Source organism: Roseomonas sp. KE2513, assembly GCF_016107305.1.
In the GTDB taxonomy this organism is placed as follows: domain Bacteria; phylum Pseudomonadota; class Alphaproteobacteria; order Acetobacterales; family Acetobacteraceae; genus Roseomonas.
In genome coordinates, this window is the sequence record NZ_RCVR01000014.1 from 49,661 (window position 1) to 70,024 (window position 20,364).

General features: G+C 63.9%; 20 protein-coding genes. 9 read left to right on the forward strand and 11 right to left on the reverse strand.

Annotated features, from left to right (window positions below):
* Positions 1-77 precede the first annotated feature (77 nt).
* The 4 genes from tnpA (at position 78) to D9599_RS15535 (ending at position 2,779) form a co-directional block, all read left to right on the forward strand.
* On the forward strand, positions 78-446 hold the full coding sequence (tnpA, locus tag D9599_RS15520) for an IS66-like element accessory protein TnpA (protein ID WP_198382189.1): 369 nt from the start codon (positions 78-80) through the stop codon (positions 444-446).
* Positions 443-790 (forward strand): IS66 family insertion sequence element accessory protein TnpB, encoded by a 348-nt coding sequence (gene tnpB, locus D9599_RS15525; RefSeq protein WP_198382190.1) that lies wholly within the window; start codon positions 443-445, stop codon positions 788-790. The genes tnpA and tnpB overlap by 4 nt, the downstream gene beginning before the upstream one ends.
* A 248-nt stretch (positions 791-1,038) precedes the next feature.
* Positions 1,039-2,178: a glutathione-independent formaldehyde dehydrogenase gene (locus D9599_RS15530; protein ID WP_198382191.1), complete on the forward strand. Its 1,140-nt coding sequence runs from the start codon at positions 1,039-1,041 to the stop codon at positions 2,176-2,178.
* Between the two features lie 31 nt (positions 2,179-2,209).
* On the forward strand, positions 2,210-2,779 hold the full coding sequence (locus tag D9599_RS15535; RefSeq protein WP_072493507.1) for a type 1 glutamine amidotransferase domain-containing protein: 570 nt from the start codon (positions 2,210-2,212) through the stop codon (positions 2,777-2,779).
* A gap of 256 nt (positions 2,780-3,035) precedes the next feature.
* Here D9599_RS15535 and D9599_RS15540 read toward each other — a convergent pair whose 3' ends face one another.
* The 5 genes from D9599_RS15540 to D9599_RS15560 form a co-directional block, all read right to left on the reverse strand.
* The gene (locus D9599_RS15540) at positions 3,036-5,681 is read right to left on the reverse strand and encodes an excinuclease ABC subunit UvrA (protein WP_198382277.1); all 2,646 of its coding nucleotides are present in this window, start codon (positions 5,679-5,681) and stop codon (positions 3,036-3,038) included.
* Between the two features lie 409 nt (positions 5,682-6,090).
* A complete protein-coding gene (locus tag D9599_RS15545) occupies positions 6,091-7,200 on the reverse strand; it encodes an S-(hydroxymethyl)glutathione dehydrogenase/class III alcohol dehydrogenase (RefSeq protein WP_198382192.1) in 1,110 nt (369 codons plus the stop codon).
* 192 nt (positions 7,201-7,392) lie between these two features.
* The gene (locus D9599_RS15550) at positions 7,393-8,214 is read right to left on the reverse strand and encodes an IS5 family transposase (protein WP_198382193.1); all 822 of its coding nucleotides are present in this window, start codon (positions 8,212-8,214) and stop codon (positions 7,393-7,395) included.
* 96 nt (positions 8,215-8,310) lie between these two features.
* The gene (locus D9599_RS15555) at positions 8,311-8,601 is read right to left on the reverse strand and encodes a metal/formaldehyde-sensitive transcriptional repressor (protein WP_109462186.1); all 291 of its coding nucleotides are present in this window, start codon (positions 8,599-8,601) and stop codon (positions 8,311-8,313) included.
* Between the two features lie 192 nt (positions 8,602-8,793).
* Entirely contained in the window at positions 8,794-9,783 is a 990-nt protein-coding gene (locus tag D9599_RS15560; RefSeq protein WP_198382194.1) for a zinc-dependent alcohol dehydrogenase family protein, read from the reverse strand.
* A 138-nt stretch (positions 9,784-9,921) separates the two neighbouring features.
* Between D9599_RS15560 and D9599_RS15565 the strand changes: the two genes are divergently transcribed.
* The 3 genes from D9599_RS15565 to D9599_RS15575 all read left to right on the forward strand — a co-directional run bounded on the left by D9599_RS15565 (position 9,922) and on the right by D9599_RS15575 (position 12,060).
* A complete protein-coding gene (locus tag D9599_RS15565) occupies positions 9,922-10,500 on the forward strand; it encodes a TetR/AcrR family transcriptional regulator (protein ID WP_198382195.1) in 579 nt (192 codons plus the stop codon).
* A 75-nt stretch (positions 10,501-10,575) separates the two neighbouring features.
* Complete coding sequence (locus tag D9599_RS15570) at positions 10,576-11,406, forward strand: aldo/keto reductase (protein ID WP_198382196.1); 831 nt, start codon at positions 10,576-10,578, stop codon at positions 11,404-11,406.
* 6 nt (positions 11,407-11,412) lie between these two features.
* Positions 11,413-12,060: a TMEM175 family protein gene (locus D9599_RS15575; protein WP_255531587.1), complete on the forward strand. Its 648-nt coding sequence runs from the start codon at positions 11,413-11,415 to the stop codon at positions 12,058-12,060.
* 43 nt (positions 12,061-12,103) lie between these two features.
* Here D9599_RS15575 and D9599_RS15580 read toward each other — a convergent pair whose 3' ends face one another.
* From D9599_RS15580 to D9599_RS15605, 6 genes are all read right to left on the reverse strand, one after another.
* Positions 12,104-14,350: a xanthine dehydrogenase family protein molybdopterin-binding subunit gene (locus tag D9599_RS15580; RefSeq protein ID WP_198382198.1), complete on the reverse strand. Its 2,247-nt coding sequence runs from the start codon at positions 14,348-14,350 to the stop codon at positions 12,104-12,106.
* A 12-nt stretch (positions 14,351-14,362) separates the two neighbouring features.
* Complete coding sequence (locus tag D9599_RS15585) at positions 14,363-15,376, reverse strand: xanthine dehydrogenase family protein subunit M (protein ID WP_198382199.1); 1,014 nt, start codon at positions 15,374-15,376, stop codon at positions 14,363-14,365.
* A complete protein-coding gene (locus D9599_RS15590; protein WP_109462180.1) occupies positions 15,373-15,885 on the reverse strand; it encodes a (2Fe-2S)-binding protein in 513 nt (170 codons plus the stop codon). The genes D9599_RS15585 and D9599_RS15590 overlap by 4 nt, the downstream gene beginning before the upstream one ends.
* A gap of 23 nt (positions 15,886-15,908) precedes the next feature.
* The gene (locus tag D9599_RS15595; protein WP_198382200.1) at positions 15,909-16,991 is read right to left on the reverse strand and encodes a catalase family protein; all 1,083 of its coding nucleotides are present in this window, start codon (positions 16,989-16,991) and stop codon (positions 15,909-15,911) included.
* A gap of 8 nt (positions 16,992-16,999) precedes the next feature.
* On the reverse strand, positions 17,000-18,106 hold the full coding sequence (locus D9599_RS15600; RefSeq protein ID WP_198382201.1) for an L-dopachrome tautomerase-related protein: 1,107 nt from the start codon (positions 18,104-18,106) through the stop codon (positions 17,000-17,002).
* A 127-nt stretch (positions 18,107-18,233) separates the two neighbouring features.
* Positions 18,234-18,991 (reverse strand): IS5 family transposase gene (locus D9599_RS15605; RefSeq protein WP_198382186.1). Its coding sequence is split into 2 segments (ribosomal slippage): positions 18,234-18,658 and positions 18,658-18,991, totalling 759 coding nucleotides; the frame shifts between segments, so codons are not numbered across the junction.
* A gap of 62 nt (positions 18,992-19,053) precedes the next feature.
* On the opposite strand from D9599_RS15605, the gene D9599_RS15610 reads away from it, so the two are divergent.
* Both D9599_RS15610 and D9599_RS15615 read left to right on the forward strand, forming a co-directional pair.
* Positions 19,054-19,413 carry a hypothetical protein gene (locus D9599_RS15610; protein ID WP_198382202.1) on the forward strand — a complete coding sequence of 120 codons (360 nt, stop codon included), beginning with the start codon at positions 19,054-19,056 and terminating at the stop codon, positions 19,411-19,413.
* Between the two features lie 212 nt (positions 19,414-19,625).
* Positions 19,626-20,330, forward strand: coding sequence for a hypothetical protein (locus tag D9599_RS15615; protein WP_198382203.1), 705 nt, complete (start codon positions 19,626-19,628; stop codon positions 20,328-20,330).
* The last annotated feature ends 34 nt before the right edge of the window (positions 20,331-20,364 follow it).

Here is a 20,364-nt window from a genome sequence, read left to right on the forward strand (position 1 = left end):
GAGGGCCGCCTGTTTTAAGGGGTGATGATCGCTGACCTTAGTGACGCTCGTAAGGGCGACGCAAAGGGCGGGGCAGGATGGAGATCATCACCGGGGTGGAGCGGCGGCGGCGCTGGTGTGCCGAGGACAAGCTGCGCATGCTGGCCGAGGCGGCGCAGCCTGGAGCGCGGACGTCGGAGGTGGCCCGGCGGCACGACATCAGCCGCGGGTTGCTGTGGTACTGGCGGCGTCAGCTGCGGCAGGGACGGCTTGCGGTGGCTGATCCTCGGGAGCCGGTGTTTCTGCCCCTGCAGGTGAGCGACGCCGTGCCGCCCGGGCTTGGTGCGCCCGCGGCGGCGACGGACCCGCGGATCGAGATCGCACTGCCGGACGGCACCTGTGTGCGGGTGGGGGCGGACGTGGACGCGGCGGCGCTGCGGCGCGTGCTGTCGGTGCTGCGGCGGTGATCCCCGTCCCCTCCGGTGTGCGGGTCTGGCTGGCGGTGGGCCACACCGACATGCGCCGCGGCATGAACGGGCTGGCGCTGCAGGTGCAGCAGGCCCTCGGGCGCGACCCGCACGCCGGGGATCTCTACGTATTCCGCGGCAAGCGCGGCGACCTGGTTAAGATTGTCTGGCATGACGGGCTCGGCATGTCGCTTTACGCCAAGCGGCTGGAGCGGGGACGCTTCCTGTGGCCCCCCCCCGCGGATGGCGCCGTGTCCATCTCGTCGGCGCAGCTGGCCTACATGCTGGACGGGATCGACTGGAGGAACCCGCAGCACACCTACCGGCCGCAGGTCGCGGGCTGATCCTGTCAGGACAGGGGTGATTGTGCTGGCGGTGGGTTTCGCCGTCTGATTCACTCCTCCCATGACGCCCGCGCCGGACCAGACCGGAGACGTTGAGGCGCAGACCAGCAGTCCGCCGGTTCACATAACCGGCGGACTGCTTCTACGGGGGCACGTCAGGTACGTTCCTTCGCCGTTGCGCTGGACCGGATCATCAGCAAGCCCTAGACTTGATGACGTCTTGAGCAGCGCTACGAAAGGAAAAGTCCATGAAAGCTGTCGTATACAACGGACCCAAAGACGTTTCCGTGGATACCATCGACGATCCCAAGATCGAGAAACCGACCGATGTGATCATTCGGGTGACCACCACCAACATTTGCGGGTCTGACCTTCACATGTACGAGGGCCGTACCAGCTTCGAGAAGGGCAGGGTTTTTGGTCACGAAAACCTTGGTGAAGTCATCGAGGTCGGCGCTGCCGTAGATCGGATCAAGAAGGGCGATCGCGTCTGTATGCCGTTCAACGTGGGTTGCGGGTTTTGCGAAAATTGCGAACGCGGTCTGACGGGTTTTTGCCTCACGACCAACCCCGGAACCGCCGGCGCAGCGTATGGCTTTGCCGAGATGGGGCCGTGGCAAGGCGGTCAGGCCGAGTTGATGCGCGTTCCTTATGCGGACTTCAATTGTCTGAAGCTGCCCGAGAACGCCAAAGAGAAGGAGGATGACTATGTCATGCTCTCCGACATCTTCCCGACGGGTTGGCATGGCGTCGAACTGTCAGGTTTCCTGCCTGGCGAAAGCATCGCGATCTACGGCGCCGGTCCGGTCGGTTTAATGGCCGCGCACTCAGCCGAAATCCGCGGTGCCTCTCAGATCTTCGTGGTCGATTCTCACGATGACCGCCTGAAACTGGCCGAGGCGATGGGCGCTATTCCGATCGACATGCGCAAGGGCGATCCCGCCCAGCAGATCCTTGACGCGACCGGCGGCCTCGGGACCGACCGGGGGGTCGAGGCGGTCGGATATCAGTGTTGCGATCGCCACGGCAAGGAGCGCAGCAATTACACGATGAACTGCCTCGTCAAAAGCACGAAGGCCACCGGCGGAATCGGCGTCGTCGGCGTGTTCATTGCGGAAGACCCGAACGCGCCCGACGATCTCCAGAAGGAAGGCAAGATGGCGTTCGACTTCGGCAACTTCTGGTTCAAGGGCCAGAAGATCGGCACCGGCCAGTGCAATGTGAAGCACTACAACCGGCGACTGATGAAGCTTATCGAGCAAAACCGGGCCAATCCTGCCCAAATCATCTCGCACCGACTGCCGCTTGATCAGGCACCAGACGCCTACAAGCATTTCGACGAGCGCGATGCTGGTTGGACGAAGGTCGTGCTCAAGCCAAGCACCTGACCTTAGTCTTCGACGGAATAGGAAATTAATTATGACTTTGGAAGGCAAATCAGTTGCCATTCTGATCGCACCCCGCGGGACGGAAGAACCAGAATTCTCGAAGCCCAAGCAAGCTGTCGAGGACGCTGGTGGCAAAGTGACCGTGGTCAGTTTTGAACCGGGCAAGGCTCGCACAGTCAATAGCGATCTTGACGAGGGCGGCAGCTATACTATCGACAAGACGTTTTCCGAGGTCAAAGCCGACGATTTCGACGGACTTGTTGTGCCCGGAGGGACTGTCGGTGCCGACAAGCTGCGCGGCAGCGTCGAGGCAATTGGTTTCATCCGGGCTTTCTTCGATCAGAAAAAACCTGTTGCGGCTATATGCCATGCACCCTGGACATTGATCGAGGCGGGCGTGCTTAAGGGTCGCACCTTGACGTCCTACCCGACGCTGAAGGTCGATATCGAGAACGCCGGCGGTGCATGGACCAATGAGGAAGTCGTGGTCGACAACGGCCTTGTTACCAGCCGCGATCCCAATGATTTGCCCGCCTTCTGTGCCAAACTCGTTGAGGAAATCGCAGAAGGTGTAGGCGCAGCGCTCGCAGCAGGGAATTAAGACGGGGCGTTTCGACGAACCATGTGAGGGCCCTCTCCCTGGAGAAGGTCCGCACAAAGCAAGCGTGGCGGATGGCCAGCGATTGGCCATCCACCACGCCGCGTATCACACGAACACGGCGCACCTGACGGGCACTCAAACCCTAAGCCGCGTCAACCGCGGTGACACATCGCCGGCTCCCGCTTCCAGATTCGACCCATTCCAACGTGTGGTTGAGATGCACCTGATCGAACGTGCGTTCGGCCAGATTTACGACCTACAGCGCCGCCTTGAGATAGCGGGCGGTGAGACTGCCTTCCGCTTCCGCAACGGCGCCAGGGACGCCGCTGGCAACGATACGGCCCCCATCTTCCCCGGCCCCCGGTCCCAGGTCGATGATCCAGTCCGCCTGTGTGATGGCGCGCATGTCATGTTCGACGACTACGACGGTATTGCCGGCGTCTACGAGGCCCTGCAGGTGTTGCATCAGCCGGTCGCCATCGGAGGGGTGAAGCCCCGAAGTTGGCTCGTCGAGGATGTAGATCGTGTTGCCGCGTTGAGCGCGTTGCAGTTCAGTCGCCAGCTTGATGCGCTGCGCCTCCCCGCCAGACAGCTCGGTCGCCGGCTGACCGAGCCTCAGATAGCCAAGACCGATCTCCCGCAACACGTCTAGGGAGCGCATCACAGATGCCTCGCCAGCGAAGAAATCGCACGCATCGTCGACCGTCAGTTCGAGCACCTGGGCGATATTGCGCCCGTTCCATTCGACTTCGAGCGTTTGCGGGTTGTAGCGAGAGCCATGACAGGTCGAGCACGGGGCAAAAACGCTCGGCAGGAACAGCAGCTCCACCATGACGTATCCCTCGCCCTCGCACACAGGGCAGCGGCCTTGCGCGACGTTGAACGAGAACCTTCCCGGGCTGTAGTGCCGCCGGCGGGCGAGCGGCGTATCAGCGAAGATCCGTCGCACATGGTCGAACATGCCGCTGTAGGTGGATAGGTTCGAGCGCGGCGTGCGGCCGATCGGTTTCTGATCGACCCGCACCAGCCTGCGAACATGCTCCATGCCTGCAACAATGCGTCCTTCAGTGTCGTTCTGCGCAACATCGAGCAGCGGATCGATATCCTCCTCCTCGGCCACGGGGGAGCTGCCGAGGTGTTCCGTGACGAGCTCGGGCAGCGCCTGACTGACAAGACTGGATTTGCCCGATCCCGAAACGCCGGTGACAGCGGTGAAGCAGCCGATGGGAAACTCTACGTCGAGACCATGGAGATTGTTCCGCCTGATCCCTTCCAGGCGTAGCCATGCCTTGGGATCGCGCGGTGTGCGCTCACTGCGGAGCGGCTCTGCGAACAGGTAGCGGCGGGTGATCGAAGTCTCGACGTCGGCAAGCCCCTCTATCGGCCCGCTGTAGAGGACTTCACCGCCCTTTTCCCCGGCTCCTGGCCCGACATCGACGAGCCATTCCGCGCGGCGGATCACGTCGAGATCATGTTCGACGACGAACAGGGAGTTGCCCGCCGCCTTGAGACGCTCGAGGATGGTGAGCAAGGCTTCGCCATCTGCCGGGTGCAACCCTGCCGAAGGCTCGTCAAGCACATAGACCACGCCGAAAAGCTGTGACGACAATTGCGTGGCAAGCCGCAAGCGCTGCAACTCTCCGGAGGAGAGCGTCGGCGTGCTGCGGTCGAGCGAAATGTAGCCAAGGCCAAGATCGATCAGCGGCTCTAGCCGCTCGATCAATTCGCAGGCAAGGCGTTGGGCGGCGATCCGCTTCTCGTCGGAGAGATTGGGCGTGCGGCGTACGTCGGGCGCGCTCTTGTGCGCAGAGCCGCCCGCCGCAACCCGTTGTTCGACCGCTGCATCGCGGGCCGCTTTTTCCAGAACATGGCCCTTTGAGGGGGCGGAGACCGCCCCATACGCGCCATGCGCGACGGGCATCAGCAAGTCCTTCAGCTTGAGCACCGTCAGGTCGCCGAACTCGGCAATGTCGAGGCCGGCGAATTTGACCGACAGGGCTTCGCGCTTCAGGCGCTTGCCGTCGCAGGTCGGGCAATCGCGGCCGATGATATATTGCGAGACGCGCTTCTTCATCAGCGCGCTTTTAGTGTTGGCGAAGGTTTCCAGCACATAGCGGCGCGCGCCGGTGAAGGTGCCCTGGTAGCTCGGCTCCATGCGGCGCTTGAGCGCCGTCCGGGTCTGTTCGGGCGTCAGGCCCGCATAGACCGGCACCGTCGGCGCCTCTTCAGTGAAGAGGATCCAGTCGCGATCCTTCTTTGGCAGATCGCGCCATGGCGTATCGACGTCATAACCAAGCGACACAAGAATATCGCGCAGGTTTTGGCCGTGCCACGCCGGAGGCCATGCGGCGATTGCCCGCTCGCGAATGGTGAGTGTATCGTCGGGTACCATCGTCGCCTCAGTCGCGTCATAGACGCGCCCGATCCCGTGGCATGTCGGGCAGGCCCCGGTCACGGTGTTGGGGGAGAAATCCTCCGCATAGAGCATGGGTTGATGGCGCGGATATTCGCCGACGCGCGAATAGAGCATCCGCACCAGGCTGGAGAGCGTCGTCACGCTGCCGACCGAGGATCGCGCGTTGGCCGAGCCGCGCTGCTGCTGCAACGCGACCGCAGGCGGCAAACCGTCGATCGCGTCGACCTCCGGCACGCCGGCCTGGTCGATCAGGCGACGGGCATAGGGCGCAACCGATTCCAGATAACGCCGCTGGGCTTCGGCATAAAGGGTGCCGAACGCGAGCGATGACTTGCCCGAGCCCGATATGCCGGTGAACACCACGAAGGCGTCGCGCGGTACATCGACGTCAATATTTTTGAGGTTATTCTGGCGCGCGCCGCGAACCTGCACGCAAGCGGGCGGCCCTGTATGCCCATGATCGGTGGCCGGCGTCGTCGCGTGAATATCCTTGCTCTTCAATTCAGTCTTCCTGCCCTATACGCCCGTGCGGCCCGTGGTTCATCACAGTCGGGTAACAGATGAATGCATTTCCGACTCAATACATTCGACGGCCAGGCTGGCCCGATGTTCGGCACCTTTGAAATATTTTTCCAGCATTAGACAAAGGTTACGAAAAAACCATTTTTCCCGTTGGGTCGCGCGACGAGGCCACACACACTCTGCTGGTAAGCGCCTGGGCCAGGCGGCCCTGGTCCGTGCCGCTATCGGCATGTAACGACCGCACTTCGGCGCTTGTTACCGCATCGCGACGCGTTGCCCATTTGCCAGAGCGCGCTTCATCATGGCCGGGGTCGGGCCATGATGACGGCCGAGTTGTCGATCCGAGCGCCTCGCGCCGCTTCGGATCGGCGGGTCAGTAGTGAATGACCGTGCGGATCGACTTGCCTTCGTGCATCAGTGCGAAGGCCTCGTTGATCTCCTCCAAACCCATCGTGTGGGTTACGAATGGGGCCAGATCGATATCGCCTCTCATCGCGTCCTCGACCATGCCGGGGAGCTGTGTCCGTCCCTTGACGCCACCGAAAGCGGACCCCTTCCATACGCGGCCCGTGACGAGCTGGAATGGGCGGGTGGAGATTTCCTCGCCCGCGCCGGCAACGCCAATCACGATCGACTGACCCCAGCCACGGTGCGCTGCTTCAAGCGCGGCGCGCATGACGTGGACGTTGCCGATGCACTCGAAGGTATGATCGATGCCCCAGCCCGACATCTCGATCAGCACTTGCTGGATGGGCTTGTCATGGTCCTTGGGGTTGATGCACTCGGTCGCACCGAACTGGCGTGCCAGCTCGAACTTGGACGGATTGGTGTCGATGGCGATGATGCGACCCGCCTTCGCCTGGCGCGCACCCTGAATCGCCGCGAGGCCGATGCCACCGAGGCCGAACACGGCCACCGAGTCTCCGGGCTGGACCTTGGCGGTATTGTGGACTGCGCCGATGCCGGTCGTGACGCCGCAGCCGAGCAGGCAGACATGTTCGGGGTTTGCCTCGGGATTGATCTTGGCGAGCGAGACTTCGGCGACGACAGTATATTCACTGAAGGTTGAACAGCCCATGTAATGATAGAGGGGCTGACCATTGTACGAAAAGCGGGTGGTCCCATCGGGCATCAAGCCCTTGCCCTGCGTTTCGCGGACAGCGACGCACAGGTTGGTCTTGCCCGACAGGCAGAAGTCGCACTTGCCGCACTCGGCGGTGTAGAGCGGAATCACGTGATCGCCCGGCCCGACGCTGGTGACGCCTTCACCGACCTCGACAACGATGCCCGCGCCCTCGTGGCCCAGAACCACCGGGAAAACACCCTCCGGATCACTCCCCGCCAGCGTGTACGCGTCGGTGTGGCACACACCGGTGTGCGTCACCCGTATGAGGACTTCGCCTTTCCGGGGTGGGGCGACATCGATCTCGACGATTTCGAGTGGCTTGCCCGCCTCGAAGGCTACAGCGGCGCGAGATTTCATGTTGGGATACCCTCGTTGAGTTAAACTGATTGCTGGTGCGAGGCCGTTGCGTCAGCGCAAATTCGTCGACATTCTCATACTAGTAGGGAGTATCTTTATCATACTCCATAGCAGTATACAAGAGGTGTCCTAACGAGGATCTCAAACCAGAGAAGGCAGCAGGGGCTGGCTTCTAAGTGACTGTTTGAGAAATCAGCGATGGGCGACCCTTCGCAGGAGGAGGGCACCCATGGCGACGTGGATCATGGCCTCGGAGACGTCGAGGCGCTGCTCGTAGTCGCGGACCAGGCGCCGCCAGCGGATCATCCAGCCGAACGTCCTCTCCACCACCCAGCGGCGCGGGAGGATGTGGAACCCCTTCGGATCGGAGCGCCTGACGATCTCAACGACGAAATCGAGGAAAGCGGCCTTGTCCATCAGCGTCGTCCGGTCGTAGCCCGCATCCGCGAAGAGGTGCTTCAGCCAGGGCCAGCGGCGGCGGATGGCGGCCAGGATGGTCTGTGCACCGGCGCTGTCCGACACATCGGCAGACGTGAGGTTCACCATCAGCAACCGCCCGTCCGTGTGCACGGCGACGTGGCGCTTGCGCCCGACGATGCGCTTGCCTCCGTCGTAGCCCCGAACTTCGGCGAAGGGCGCCTTGACCGTCTGGCTGTCCAGCACGCCCCCTGAAGGGCTTGCCTCCCGCCCCGCTGCCTCGCGGTCCAGCATCAAGGCCACGTCGTGGATGGTCCGGAACAGCAGGCGCCGGACGAAGCGCCGGAACCACCAGTACACCGTCTGCCACGGCCCGAAGTGGATCGGCAGCATCCGCCAGCCACCGCCCGAGCGCGCCAGGTAGCGGATCGCGTTCAGCACCTCGCGCAGGTCAACCGAGGGCTTCCGGCCCCGCCTCGGCGGCTTCGGCATCAGCGGTTCGATCCGCTTCCACTCCTCGTCCGTCAGGTCAGACGGGTAGCGCTTCGTCTTGCGGGCAAGCTCGGCCATCCGCCCACGCGTCTCTCGGGTCCACATCCCGAGCTTGAATCACTCCGCCCAAGGCCTGCCAAGCCATTCTCAAACGGTCACTAAGTGCGGGAGAACACGGGCAAGAAAATGAGCCTGAAATTGTCATTTAAGATAAGTACGCAGAATCTTCATTACGCCCTCCACGCCGTCATCGTGATCGCCACCTGCGCCTCCGACGGCCCGATCTGCGCCCGCACCGAATGTTTCCCTGAGATGACTCTGCATCACTTCTGCCATCAGTCCATTTGTCGCACCACGCATGGCGACAATTTGCTGCAGCAGGGGAGCGCAATCGGCCCCCGCTTCGATCGCGCGTTCCAGAGCGTCCGCCTGACCCTTGATACGCCGCAAGCGTGTGATGGCTCGCTTCTTGTCCTCTGATGAATGTGGCATCGCGTTTTCCCGACAAATCGCTCCAGCATACTATACAGGGGGGGAGTTTCAATCCTGCACAGAGCCGGGCGTTTTTCTAATCGGGCGAGGTTCCGGTCATGCTCTCAAGCCTGCGCCACGAGCAGCCTTGGCATGGGCGCCGAGGGTCCGATCCTCTGTCGGGGAAGGCGCTCACTCCCCCCGGTATGCCGGTCAGACCGTAACGACGACCTTGCCGATCTGGTCGTTCGATTCGAGGAAGCGGTGAGCGTCCTGGATGGCGTCGAGCGGGAAAGTGCGCGCGATCCGCGGCTTGAGCGCGCCCGATTCCAGACCCGCCACGATGAACGCCTTGGCGCGATCGAGGGCGGCATCGTCCGAGACGATCTCGCTGTAGAGATACCCCTTGAGCGTGAGGCTCTTGCCCAGCACGGAGAACAACGGGAACGGCGTCGGTTCGCCGCTGAGCGCGCCATATTCGAGCAGGATGCCGCCGCGTGCCATGCTCTCGGTCAGCGGCTCGAACGACGGGCCTCCAACCGGATCGAGCACCACGCGCGCACCCTGACCATCGGTTATCTCCATCACCCTCGCTACCAGATCCTCTTCCCCGGTCGCGACGACATGATGTGCACCGGCATCGATCAGGGCCTGGCGCTTGGCGCCGGTACGCGTCGTCGCGATTACCGTCGCGCCGACCATCCGCGCAATCTGGAAGGCAGCAAGGCCGACGCTGCTGGAGGCAGCAGTGACGATGACGAAATCGCCCTCGCCGAGTTTCGCCTGCTCCACCAGCGCACCCCAGGCGGTGACATACTGCATCCACACGGCCGCCGCTTCCTCGAACGACAGCGCCGCCGGATGCTTGACGACGAGGCGGGCGGGCACGTTGGCGACCTCGCCATAAGTGCCCCAGCGCGCGATATCGAGCGGGGGGATGACGCTGACGGCTTCGCCTTCCGCGAACCCGGTCACGTCCGTGCCGACCGTAACGACAGTGCCGGCAGCCTCATAGCCAAGGCGGCTCGGGAACTCGGCATTCTGAAGGTAGGCATGGTTGCGGAACATCACCTCGGCGCGGTTTATGCCTATCGCCTTCACCGCGATCTGCACTTCGTCGGCCGCGGGCGCGGGGACTGCCACATCTTCAATCCTGAGGACGCTGGCGTCGCCATATTCGTGGATACGGACGATGCGGCTCATTGGAAACTCCTTGATTATTGAATGATCGTTCTGTAAGGGAGCGGACCACCAGTTTCAAGATATTATTTATCGATCGTTCCATATCGTGCACCAGAGATGACAGAGACGAAAGCCCGTCGCCGCGCAGGTCGCCCTCGTGTGTTCGACACTGACGCTGCGCTCGACAAGGCGGTGCGGCTGTTCTGGCAGCGCGGCTACGAGGCGACATCGATGGCCGATCTGGTGGCGGAGACTGGCGTCGCCGCCGCCAGTCTCTATGCAGCGTTTGACAACAAGGCGGGGCTGTTTGCGGCGGTGATCGAGCGCTACGCCGCGACGTTCAGCGTCCACCTCTATGCACCCATCAACGATCCGGCGTTGTCCACCTACGAGGCCGTCAAAGGCCTGCTGGAACGAGCGGCGTCATCATTCTCGGAACCTGGAACGCCGGCCGGCTGCTTCATGTATTCGGCAGCGGCAGCCGTTTCGCCGGCGTCCGCCGCCATCGAATGCCTGCTGCGCGACAAGCGTATCGCGGCGGAGGCCCTCCTGATCGAGCGTCTGCAACGCGGCGCCGCGCAGGGCGAGCTTGCGGCCAACACCGATCCGGCCGTGCTAGGCAAATTCATCAATACGGTCATGGAAGGCATGTCCGTTCAGGCGCGCGACGGCGCTACGATCAACGAACTGCTCTCTATCGCCAAAATGGCACTCGATCGATGGCCAGCCGCGATATGATCGTTACATGGTGGTCATCTGCCAATCCGCCTCCCGCGACCGAACAGTCGAACTCATCTCATAGGACGAAAGCACATGAAACACGTGACATTGCCCGGCGGGGAAGTGGTTCCTTCAATGGGTCAAGGCACCTGGAAGATGGGCGAACGTGCCGAGCGCCGATCCGATGAGATCGCCGCGCTACGCGCCGGTGTCGAACTGGGCATGACGCTCATCGATACCGCCGAAATGTATGGCGATGGTGCGGCGGAAACGCTGATATGCAAGGCGCTGGGCAGCGTTCGCGACCAGTTGTACCTCGTCAGCAAGGCATATCCGCAGAACGCATCGCGCTCCCGCCTTGCCGGTGCGTGCGAGGCGAGCCTGAAGCGGCTCGGCACCGACCGGCTGGACCTCTACCTTCTCCATTGGCGGGGATCGGTGCCGCTCGCTGAGACAGTGGAGGCATTGGAGGCGCTCAAATCGGCAGGAAAGATCCGACACTGGGGTGTCAGCAATCTCGATACCGACGATATGGAAGAGCTTGTCGCTGCCGGCGGAGATGGCTGCGTGACCGATCAGATCCTCTACAATCTCGTCCGTCGAGGCCCTGAGTTGGACCTGTTGCCGTGGCTCGCCCAGCACAAAGTGCCAGTGATGGCGTATAGTCCCGTCGAGCAGGGACGCCTCACAAGCCATCCCGCCCTCGACAAAGTAGCGGCCCAGGTTGGAGCAACCCCTGCGCAGGTCGCACTTGCCTGGACGTTGCGCCACGATGGCCTTATCGCCATCCCGAAAGCGAGTTCGATTGCACATGTGCGGGAGAACCGCGCTGCCGCAGATATCGTCCTCTCCGACGCCGACCTTGCGACACTCGATGCGGCATTTCCCCGGCCAGCGGGCCGTCGCCCACTCGAAATGCTGTAGCGTCAGATGGCGACATCCTCTCTCAAAGCAACCGAACGCAAATCGGACCGCCTTGAGGCATTCATGGACGCGGTGCTGGCAATTGCCATCACCCTCCCGGTGACCGAACTACACGCACCAGAGCCGACTGACGGCGACCTGGCAGCGGCATACCTAAAGCTGGCACCGGAATATGCGGCCTACGCCCTTAGCGTGATCCTGATCGGTCTTTACTGGGCTTCCAGCCACTTCACCGGCAAGCTTCTGCAAAAAACCGATCATGGCTACAATCTGCTCAGCATCGGCTTTCTTGCCGCTGTCAGCATCACGCCATTTCCTGCGCGGCCGCTCATCGAGCATCTTGGCGGTGACGCGGAAAGCAAGACCGCCGTTTTGGCCTATCTGGGCGTGGCAGCGGCGCCGGCGACGTGGTGGTTCGTGCGTTGGGTCTATGCAATCGCGAGGGGGCTTTCAGACCAGCGCCTGACGGACGCCTACCTCAGGCGAACAACCCTCAAATTCGCCGTCACCGCCGGAGCCTATTGGACAGCCTTCATCCTGGCATTCTGGAATTGGCGTGCTGGACTGATCGTCGCGGGGATCGTTACGTTGAGCTATATCGTTCCGCCAGCAAAACCCACCTACAAGCCGGGTCAAGAACCGGAGAATGGCTGAGACCGGCTATAGACCCGGCACGGCGGATGCTGACTTCGGCTAATCAGCCCAAGATTTTATCGATCGTAATCGGCAGGGACCGCACCCGCTTACCAGTCGCGTGATAGATCGCATTAGCAATCGCAGCAGCGGTGCCGACGATGCCGATCTCGCCAAGCCCTTTGACCCCGAGCGGGGTCACTTCGGAATCGGGTTCATCGACGAAGATCACTTCGATATCGTGAATGTCGGCATGCACGGGCACATGGTATTCGCCGAAGTTGTGGTTCATCCACCGTCCCAGCCGGTGGTCGGGGAAGGTCTCCTCGTGGAGCGCCATGCCCATGCCCATCACCACGCCGCCAATGATTTGGCTGCGCGCCGTCTTCGGGTTGATGATGCGGCCGGCGGCGACCGCATCGACGATGCGGGTGACGCGGATCACGCCCAGCTCCTCGTCCACCTTCACCTCCGCGAAGATGGCGCTGTGGGTGTTCTTTGACTTGTGGAGGCCTTTCCACATGTCGCGGAATCCGGGAGCAGCGGTTGCTTCCTCTTCGATCTCCGTCAGATCGGCGGCACGCATCGCATCGCCGAATGGCACGCGGACCGTCGGCACGTCCTTCAACACGATGCAGCCGTCCTCAAACAGCACATCGTCTATTCTCGCTCCGCCCAGCGGTTCGCCGGCGATCTTCCCGGCCGCCTTCAGGAGCTTCTTGCCGACCGCCTGACACGCGAGCTGCACCGCCGCGCCGGACGATGCCGCCCCCCACGACCCCCCTTCGACCGGGGCGGTCGGCAGGTCGGAGTCGCCCAGCTTGGCGGTGATCTTCTCAGGGGGCAGACCTAGCGTGTCGGCGGCGACCAGGGTCATCACCGTGTAGCTGCCGGTGCCGATGTCCGACGTCGCGCACGCTACTTCCAGATGTCCGTTGGCCGTGAGCTTCGCGCTCGCGGACGTCTTGGAAAATTGCGCGTCCCACATGCCGGTCGCGCAGCCCCAGCCGACCAGCTCCTTGCCATCGCGCATCGAGCGCGGCTCGGCCGAGCGCTCGCTCCATCCGAACGCCTCGGCCCCTTCGCGAAACGCCTCTCGCAACGCCTTGCTGGTGTATGGCGTTCCGTTCATCGCATCGATGGGCGAGTAGTTGACGAGCCGGAACTCGAGCGGATCGACCTTGGCGACATAGGCCATCTCGTCAATCGCGATCTCGAACAGCGTCATGCCGGTCGCAGCCCCCGGCGCGCGCATGTCCGCCGATGTCGCCGTATCGATCTGAGCGACGGTATATTCTGCGTCGGCATTGGGGCAGTCGTAATTCATCAGCCCCCAGGTGACGACGTTCTCCATATTGTCTTCGTAGCGCGAGGTGGAGGTGGTCGCCTCGTTGCGGATCGCGGTGAGCTTACCGGTCGTCTCCGCGCCCAGCGCGATGCTCTGGATCGCCTGGGGGCGATAGGCGTGGCTGAACATCTGATTGCGGGTCATCGTGACCCGGACCGAGCGTTCCAGCATCTTGGCGGCAAGGACCGCCAGGAACACCTGATGCTGTGGCCGCAGGCCCGAGCCGAAGGCGCCGCCGACATAGGGGTTGAGCACGCGTACCTTCTTTTTCGAAAAGCCGAAGACGCTGGCAAGGTAGGCATGCACCCCCTGCGAACCTTGGGTCTTATCCCACACGGTGATGCTACCGTCGCCGTGCCATTCGACAGTGGAGCCGAACATCTCCATGGGATTATGGTGTTCCGGCGCGAGCCGGTAGTCGCCGGCCACCTTCAGCGGAGCGTCCGCGAACGCCTGTGCCGCGTCCCCGCGGTTTTTCGGCGCCATGTAGCCGCTGCGCTTTTTCTTCGGCACGTACTTATCGCCGACCGCAACCTCGAAGTCGGTATTGTGCGCCTCCGCCTCGTAGGCGACCTCGACCAGGCTGGCGGCGTAGCGCGCTGCCTCGAACGTCTCGGCCAGCACCAGCGCGATGGGCTGCTGGCTGAACTGGATGCGGTCATCGTAGAGTGGCCGGAATGGCGAGCCGGGGATTTTCAGCTCGTCCTGGTAGCTGTGGTCGGTCCAGGCGACGTGCGGCCGGTTGAGGTGCGTGATGACCTCGACGACGCCGGGCACGGCGCGCGCAGCTTCCTCACCGATATTGACGATCCGCCCTTTGGCGATCGCGGCCTCGACGATGTAGCCGTACAGCAGGTTCTCCACTGGATGCTCGGCGGCGTAGCGCGCCGTGCCGGTGACCTTCTCGACGCCATCGACGCGGTTGATCGCGCTGCCGATTCCGATCTTCGCTGCGGTAGCCATGATGTCTGCTCCTTAAGCGATGCGCTTGTCGGTCTGCGATTGCGGGGTGGCCTCGGCGGCCTGCTTCAGCGCACGGACGATTCCCTTGCGCGCGAGCGGGATCTTGAAGTCGTTCTTGCCCTGACCGACCGCTCCGGCGAGGAGGGCATCGGCGAAAGCGCCGAACGCCTGCGGCGACGGCTGCTGTCCCTTCAGCAGCTTCTCGGCTTCGGTGCTGCGCCATGGCTTGTGCGCAACGCCGCCGAGCGCCACCCGCGCTTCAGCGATGATGCCGCCTTCGACCCGCATCGCGACGGCTATCGAAACCAGCGCGAAGGCGTAGGACAGGCGATCGCGCAGCTTCAGGTAGGTGTAGTTCTGGGTGAAATCTTCGGCCGGCAGGTCGATGCCCGTCACCAATTCGCCGGGCTTCAGCGTGTTGTCGCGCCACGGCTCGTCGCCGGGCAGCCGATGATAATCGGCGATCGGGATCGCTCGGTCGCCGTCCGGACCTGTCACCTGGACGGCCGCGTCGAGCACCGCCAGCGCGACGCACATGTCCGATGGGTGCGTGGCGATGCACTGGTTGCTCGCGCCCAGGATGGCGTGGATGCGATTGACCCCGCCGATCGCGCCGCAGCCCGAGCCCGGTTCGCGCTTGTTGCAAGGCGTGGCGACGTCGTAGAAATAATAGCAGCGCGTGCGCTGGTTGAGGTTGCCGCCGTTGGTCGCGGCATTTCGCAGCTGGGGGCTGGCGCCGGCGAGGATCGCCGAGGACAGCAAGGGATACCGCTGCTCGACCCGCGCGTCCCACGCAGTGTTGGAGTTCGGCACGAGCGCTCCGAGCCGCAACCCTCCGCCGTCCAGCTCCTCGATCGCATCGAGCGGCAGGCGGTTGATGTCGATCACCGTCGTCGGCCGATCGACGTTCTCCTTCATCAGGTCGATCAGGTTGGTGCCGCCCGCCAGGTAGCGGACCTGCTCTCCGGCACCTGCCTGCACCGCTTCGGCGACGCTGGTCGGGCGGGCATAGTCGAAGCGGTTCATGCCTTTTCTCCGATCACGTCGAGCACCGCATCGATGATGTTCGAATAGGCGCCGCACCGGCACAGATTGCCGCTCATCAGCTCGCGAACCTCGTCCCGAGTCCTGGCCTTGCCTTCGTTGATGAGGCCCTGCGCGGAACAGATCTGGCCAGGCGTGCAATAGCCGCACTGGAACGCGTCGTGGTCGCAGAAGGCGGATTGCAGCGGGTGGAGGTCGCCCGGCTGACCCAGCCCCTCGATCGTCGTGATCTCCGCACCGTCCAGCGTCACCGCCAGCTTGAGGCACGAGTTGATGCGGCGCCCGTCGATCAGCACGGTGCACGCGCCGCACTGGCCGTGGTCGCAGCCCTTCTTGGTGCCGATCAGGTCTTCGCCTTCCCGCAGCAGGTCGAGCAACGTCGTCCAGGGTTCGATCGCGCGGGTGCGCGTCTCACCGTTGATCGTCAGCGTGGTCGGCACCGTGCCGATCGGCACGGCGGCGTATGTGGCGGAGTTGATGGCTGTCGGCATGATTGGCGCTTTCCTGCTTCGCGTTAGGCCGGGATGGCGGTGATGTCGGCGGTGTTTTCCTCGGCGACCCCGTTCTCGCGGTGGCGAAAGGCGGACAGCGCACGATACACCTGCAGCCGCGCCCTCATCACCGACCCGAGAGGCCGATGCGCGGCCAGGCTATTCGCGGGACGAAAGGTCATCACCTCGTCGAAGTAGCGCACGCGCGCCGGGCTGTACGCCTCCTGCGCAGGGATGCGGATCGTGGCTACGGTGCGATACTGGCTGTCCTGTGACGGCCACTCGACCGAGGCGTCCTCGATCGGCTGCGTCTCCGCGTTCGCCCAGAGCTGCACCTTCAGCTCAAACACCGCCTCTTGGTCACGGAAATACTCGATCGCCGCATGACGAAACCCGTCCTCGTCTTCGTGCGGATCGAGTTGCCACTCGGCGAGCGCATCCTGCGCCTGCGATGCCGGCACGGCACCGAGCTTTGCGACATAGTCGCCGTAGCGCACCGGTGCCTGACTGAAATAGTCGTCGCCGATTGGGTGGCTGAATGGGTGGCCGAAGAAATCCGCCTTGGCATAGGCGGTGTCGAACAGACCCAGCACCTTATTGAAGTTGCGCGCCATCGACGACACAGCGCTCTTGACGCCCTCCGGCATGGGCGTGGTGGCACCAATCTTCTTCGCGTCGCTGAGGAACCCGGAAGCGGTTCCCGACGGGAACGTCCGCCCCGTGGCGAGCACGAAGTCCTGCGTCGACGCGTCATGCCCCAGCAGCTTCTCGCCCTCGACGCCGAACACCTTGATCGCCATGCCGCGGTGTGTCGACACGCGATCGCCCAGCGTCTCGCCTGGGCCCTGTGCGAAGCGGATCGCGACGTCGTAGCTGCCCGGCTCGGCGAACAACCCCTGCGCCAGCTCCGGCGGAAGGTCGTCGGCGATCGTCAGCGTGCCGACAACGCAGGCCGAGCTCTTGGCATGGCTGGCGCGCACGGCATGCTGCTCACGCTTCTCGACCACCTCGCTCTGCTGCGTCATCCCCTGGATGATGCCGTCGATCGTCGCCTGCTCGTCTGGTTCGAGCGTCTCGATGTCGTCGCGGTAGCGCAGGTAGGTCATGGCGATCCTCAACGGGTAGGAGCGAACGAGAACAGCTCGGTGCGGATCGACGGCGGGGCACCCGGCGTGAACCACTGCGTGTCCTGAATGTGGCTCGCGGTGACGTAGATCGTCCCGTCGGGACCTTCGGCGAAGGTGTCCGGCCAGCGTAGCCGCTTATCCGTCAAGACGATCTCCGTCCCCGACCCGGCGAGCCGCCTGATCGAATAATCGGTCGGCGAGGTGATGTAGAGCGTCCCTGCCTTGCTCATCCACAGCCCATCCGCAACGGCGGTGGTGGCAACGGTCTGCACCGCGCCACTGCGCTCTCGCTCGCTGACGTCGGGACGCAGCTTGTCGGTTGCGATCGAATAGAGCGTCTTTCCGGTCAGCGCCTGCCAGTAGAGCGTCTTCCCGTCATTCGAGATCGCGATGCCGTCGGACGCGAACGCAGGCTGCCGCCCATCGAGGCGGACAAGCGGCTTGCCTTCGATGGCGACGGTGACGCTCTTGTCGATTTGGGTCGACGGATGGCCATCAAGCGCTCGGAAGCTCTTTCCGTCGTCCAAGTCGACGACGATGATTGCGCCGCGCGTGCCGCTGTCGGTGATGTAGCCGGTCCGGCCATCGGGCGAGAACCGGATATCGTTGAGGTAGGTGCCCTGCAACGCAACGTCGCCAGGCACCGCGATGACCTTGGTCACCTTGTTCGTCTTCAGGTCGATGCGGACGAGCTTCGGTGCGCCCTCCAGGATCTTCTCGTTGCCGGGCGCACCGGGATCGAGCACCCACAAGTTGCCGTGGCCGTCCGGCACGATCGACTGGACGCAGACGAAGTGCTCGCCGACCGACATCTCGTTCGCCCTGGCGTTGCGCCAGCTGTTCCACTTGACGTCGGGGTAGGGCCGGAGCGCCCCGTCGGCCATCACCTCGGCAACCGATATGGGCGCGTCGTCGGTCCAGCGTGGGAAGTTTACGAAGCGGCGCCCGTCGGCCGTGACGGCGACGCCGGTGACCTGGTGGTCGAACCGCGCCACCTGGGTCAGCGCGGTGCTGCGCCCAGTCTGAGCGTAGGCAGCTCCCGCCAAGGCTATCGTGAGGGCACCAAGCCCGATCAGAACACCGCGCTTCCGCATCGGTCTGCTCCAGTTCACCGGACGCGATACGCGGCGGTTTAATGGTCAACGAACGAGGCCCATGCTTAGATCCAGAAAACCCAAAAAAAACCCAAAAAATAAAAGGGCTAGGGTCAGGAATCGTTGATCACAGCCAGAAGATGACGGTGGCAGCGAGGGCGATGGCGGAGAAGAAGGCCGTAGGGCAGCGATCGTAGCGGGTGGCGACGCGGCGCCAGTCTTTGAGGCGGCCGAACATGATCTCGATGCGGCTGCGGCGCCGATAGCGGCGCTTATCGTACCGGACGGGCTCGTTGCGCGACCTGCGGCCTGGGATGCAAGGCTGGATGCCCTTGGCCTGAAGAGCGTCCCTGAACCAGTCGGCGTCGTAGCCGCGGTCGCCGAGCAGCCACTGCGCTTTTGGCAGGTCGTCCAGCAGCGCGGCCGCACCGGTGTAGTCGCTGACCTGACCGGCGGTCATGAAGAAGCTCAAGGGGCGACCGTTCGCGTCGGCGACGGCATGGAGCTTGGTGTTCATGCCGCCTTTCGTGCGTCCGATCAGGCGGCCGAGATCCCCCTTTTTACCCGCAGGCTCGATGCCGTGCGGTGCGCCTTCAGGTAGGTCGCGTCGATCATCACCGTTTTGGGTTCGGCGCCCACCGCAGCCAGACCTTCCATGATGCGCGTGAACACGCCTGCCTCACCCCAGCGCTTCCAGCGGTTGTACAGCGTCTTGTGCGGGCCGTACGCGCCAGGAGCATCGCGCCAGCGCAGCCCGTTGCGGTTGACGAACACGATGCCGCTCAGCACCCGCCGGTCATCCACTCGAGGCTTGCCGTGGCTCTTCGGAAAGAACGGCCGCAGCCGCTCCATCTGCTCATCCCTTAGCCAAAACAGGTCGCTCATCCCGGTCTCCTCGCGGAGCCTGAATCAGATCGCGACGCTCATATCAATGGGTCCTGACCCTAGTGGCGGTGTCGCCGACAGGGGTTCGGGCAGACATTCCGAACCCCGATGCGGCTCGTGCCGATGTGCGCGCTCGTATCACCGATCTGCTCGATGCCTGCGATGTGTACGACGCCTCGTTCCGACCCGGCACACAGCCGCTCCAAAGGGAAGCCGAGCCGGCCGTAATCTCCCTGCGAGAGGGGGAGACCTGCCAGGCCGTTCGCGATCCCAATCAGGGACGTGTCGCGATCACCATCGTCTTCGGTCTGCTTTGGGCCCTGACCCTCGGGGTCGGGGTCGCCGGAACCTTCTACCTCGTCCGCGGCGTCCACGGCCTGTTCTCGGCGTCCGGCAGGTACTTGCGCGCCCGCCGTGCTTGAAGGCGGAACCCGAGGGAGAGCGGAAGAAGGACGGGGAAAGGCGCTGCCGCGTCCGTCCTCCGGCCGCAAGGGTGCGTCGCTGCGCTCCCTCGCTCCGCTCGCCCTTGCCCCCGGCGGCCTGAGACGCGGCCACGGGGGAGGGGTCAGGGACGAGAGGACCGGAAACGACGGTTCGTCCCCGACGCACCCCATCCCCCACGGGAGTTGAACCCATGAGCACCTTGATCGAGCGCGGCCTGCGCTCGGCGGCCGAGGATCTCGGCCTCTCGCCCGACGGCTGGAGCCCGATCGAGGGCTATCCCGGCACCGGGCACGCCTTCCGTCACTGCGACAAACCCTCCCTCGTGGTCGAAGTCAGCACCGACGAGCACTCCTGGTCCTGGACGGCCGGGAACTCGGGCAGCGGGCCGCGCCTAAAGGCGCCCCCGGCGGTTACGCAGCGCTGGGCCTGCGTCCACGGGCTGCTGGTGCGGGACTGCGCCGACGCCCGCGCCGCCCTGCTCGATGCCCTGACCATCGCCGGCGACGACCTCGAGGAGGCCCGCGCCTGCTCGACGATCATGCTGCACACCCGGCTGGAGACGCTGACCTGCCGCCGCGGCGTCGACGTGTTCGTCGCGCCGATCGAGCACGTCGGAACCTCGACCGAAGAGCCCGCCCAGCCGCTCCGGCTGACCTGGGACTACCGCGGCGCAGTGCCGAACGGTGACGACGTTGCAGGCGAGGTGGTCGCCGCCGACGAGATGACGGCTCAGGAACTCGCGCAGCAGCGCCATCCTGGCCTGGACCTCATCTCCCTGGAGCCCCGCCTCGCCGGGCTCAGGTCCTTGCCGGTGACCCCCGCCAGGATCGCCCTGGAGCGCTCGCTGATCAGCCCGCGCGTCTCGCGAGACGTGCCGATCGCCGTTCCGGCCTGATCCGAGGGCGCTGCGGCGCCTCTCGTCCCTCATC

Bases quoted from the DNA above. Each gene is read 5' to 3' on its own strand.
- D9599_RS15585 (WP_198382199.1), bottom strand. From the start codon at position 15,376: ATGAACCGCTTCGACTATGCCCGCCCGACCAGCGTCGCCGAAGCGGTG.
- D9599_RS15560 (WP_198382194.1), bottom strand. From the start codon at position 9,783: ATGAGCCGCATCGTCCGTATCCACGAATATGGCGACGCCAGCGTCCTC.
- D9599_RS15555 (WP_109462186.1), bottom strand. From the start codon at position 8,601: ATGCCACATTCATCAGAGGACAAGAAGCGAGCCATCACACGCTTGCGG.
- D9599_RS15595 (WP_198382200.1), bottom strand. From the start codon at position 16,991: ATGACCTACCTGCGCTACCGCGACGACATCGAGACGCTCGAACCAGAC.
- D9599_RS15545 (WP_198382192.1), bottom strand. From the start codon at position 7,200: ATGAAATCTCGCGCCGCTGTAGCCTTCGAGGCGGGCAAGCCACTCGAA.
- D9599_RS15550 (WP_198382193.1), bottom strand. From the start codon at position 8,214: ATGTGGACCCGAGAGACGCGTGGGCGGATGGCCGAGCTTGCCCGCAAG.
- D9599_RS15575 (WP_255531587.1), top strand. From the start codon at position 11,413: ATGGCGACATCCTCTCTCAAAGCAACCGAACGCAAATCGGACCGCCTT.
- D9599_RS15530 (WP_198382191.1), top strand. From the start codon at position 1,039: ATGAAAGCTGTCGTATACAACGGACCCAAAGACGTTTCCGTGGATACC.
- D9599_RS15600 (WP_198382201.1), bottom strand. From the start codon at position 18,106: ATGCGGAAGCGCGGTGTTCTGATCGGGCTTGGTGCCCTCACGATAGCC.
- D9599_RS15570 (WP_198382196.1), top strand. From the start codon at position 10,576: ATGAAACACGTGACATTGCCCGGCGGGGAAGTGGTTCCTTCAATGGGT.
- D9599_RS15535 (WP_072493507.1), top strand. From the start codon at position 2,210: ATGACTTTGGAAGGCAAATCAGTTGCCATTCTGATCGCACCCCGCGGG.
- D9599_RS15615 (WP_198382203.1), top strand. From the start codon at position 19,626: ATGAGCACCTTGATCGAGCGCGGCCTGCGCTCGGCGGCCGAGGATCTC.
- tnpA (WP_198382189.1), top strand. From the start codon at position 78: ATGGAGATCATCACCGGGGTGGAGCGGCGGCGGCGCTGGTGTGCCGAG.
- D9599_RS15580 (WP_198382198.1), bottom strand. From the start codon at position 14,350: ATGGCTACCGCAGCGAAGATCGGAATCGGCAGCGCGATCAACCGCGTC.
- D9599_RS15590 (WP_109462180.1), bottom strand. From the start codon at position 15,885: ATGCCGACAGCCATCAACTCCGCCACATACGCCGCCGTGCCGATCGGC.